Genomic DNA, 2,232 nt, shown 5'->3' on the forward strand with positions numbered 1-2,232 from the left:
CAGCCACTCCGCGCGGAACCGGATAAACGGCCCGGCATGGGCGCGCAGCGAACTCCGGACCGCCCAGATCAGGGGTGCCACCGAGGTTCCGGCGTCGGGCCCGACCGGTCGGCCGTATTGCCGGCGTTCGAAGTCCGCAGTTAAGGCCCTGACGGCCTGGTGGCTGTCCGCGTCCATGCCCTGCGGTTCTCCCAGGGCCCCCGAGGAGCGCAGCCTTTCGGAGTAGTGCCGTGCAGTCTCGCTGGTCCGCGCCGCCACGCCGTAATCCATGGTGAGGTCGCGTAGTTCTGCCCAGGCCTGCAGCGCCGCCGCACTCCCGCCCCCGGAACCGTTCAGCCGGCGGCGGCGGACTGCATTGCGTGCCAGGTGCGGGGACGCCAGCAGGAGTCCCAGGAGCAACAGGGCGCCGGTGCCGTACAGCACGGGTCGCAGCACACTTGCCATGTCCGCCGGGGCGGCAGCTCCCGGCAGCGGCAGCGGCGTCGCGCTGGGCGCGGGGGAGGGGTTGGGACTGCGGCTTGGAATCAGTCCGTCGTTGTTCTCATTCGTGCTGGCGCCGCTGGGGGCTGCGGATTCCGTGGCGTAGGACGGAACCACGCCGCGCGACGGGGTGGGTTCGAAGGGGACCCAGCCCAGCCCCTGGAAATACAGTTCGGGCCACGCGTGGGCGTCACGGGCATCGACCTCATACTCCGGCAGGGCACCCTGGCCTCCGATCGAGACCGTGGAGCCGGTGGGCCGGCCCGGGGCGTAACCGACGGCAATACGGCTGGGGATGCCTTCCAGCCGTGCCATCACGGCCATGGCCGAGGCGAAATGGATGCAGTATCCGCTCTTCTGGGTCAGGAAGTCCGCCAGCACGGACAACCCGTTGCCGTCATAGCCTCCCTGCACCGGGGACTGCAGCGAATAGGTGAAATCGACGGAGCGAAGGTACCGCTGGATCGCCATGGCCCGGGCGTAGGGGGTGGCGCTTCCGGCGGTCACGGCCTCGGCGGTGGTGCGCACGATCTCCGGGACGTTGTCCGGCGGCCGGATGAACTGTTCGGCAACACCCTGCACCGGCCCGGTGGCCTGTGCCAGCAGGTCCGGGGTGAGCTGGGGGGCAACCGAGAGCGCCACGTACTGCTGGTCGCGGGAGTTGGTGTCGACGCCCTTGATGCTCAGCGTGGCCGGGTCCCAGCTCCAGCGCCCGGTGAGGCCGTTGACTGCCTCCGGCGCGTAGGGCACCGGCAGATACGGACTGGTGAACTGGCCGGTGTTGACCGCGGTGACCACCCGGACTTCGGTTGCGGCGGACTCAAGGCCCGATTCCATCCTTCCCGTCCCCAGCCGGCGGGTCTCGTCGCGATCGTCCGGGGCCCAGTTGTCGCCGTTGAAACTGTCCACGGTCACCGAGCGAAGGTACGGGCTGCTGGGCGCGTTGGTCGCAAAGGTGATCCGTCCGTCACCGGTGGGGCTGCGCAGGCTGTTGCCCAGGCTGATCATCGGGTTGAGTCCCGAGGCCGGGCCGAAGGGATTCAGCCGGGAGCCCTGCGGGAACGTTCCTTGGTCGAAGCCCGGGATCACGAGCTGGAGCAGGAGGGTAACGGTCAGTGCAAGGGCGCCGGTCAGTGCGCCGCGCCGGAACTGGCCCGGGTTGCGTACGGTGTCTGCCCCGGTCCGTACGTCGGGTGCGAACCAGTGGCTGCAGCCGAGGATCATCAGGTAGCCGGCGGCAGCTGCCGCGAAACCCAATGCGCCGACGCTCTGCGGCTTGATCATGGCGGGAACGACGAGGACGGCGAGGATCCCGAGGCCGCTCGTCGCCGGCAATGCCAATGGATAGGCGAGGGCATCGACCAAGATCACCATCAGCCCCAGGGCGGCGCAGACCAGCAGGACGATGCCGGCATTTGGCGCCACCGGGGCGCTTTCCGCGAGGACAGTCTCACTGGCCCGGCGCACGTACCGGCCCAGCTGCGTCATGGTGGCGCCGGAGGGGATGAAGCCGAGAATGCTCTGCGGACGGAAGAAGGTAAACGTCAGGATCAGCACCAGCGCGGCCAGCGCACCAGCCGTTACGAAGACGCTGCGCCACCGGAGGGCGCGCAGCCCGGCCATGGTGAAGGCCACCGTGAGGACCGTCGAGAGAACGGGGGAATACCACGCCCATCCCCGCAGCACTCCGTTCAGGCTCAGGGCTGCACCGGCGACGGCGATTGCCACCGCGAGGGCCATCAGCCACGGCTG

The 2,232-nt window shown here is 69.4% G+C and carries 1 protein-coding gene; it reads right to left on the reverse strand.

The window, feature by feature from the left end:
• Positions 1-2,232, reverse strand: a 2,232-nt coding sequence (locus K789_RS0100200) for a transglutaminaseTgpA domain-containing protein (protein ID WP_024364984.1), incomplete at both ends; no start/stop codon positions are given.

Origin of the sequence: Arthrobacter sp. TB 26, from assembly GCF_000427315.1 — a bacterium.
Classification (GTDB): domain Bacteria; phylum Actinomycetota; class Actinomycetes; order Actinomycetales; family Micrococcaceae; genus Arthrobacter.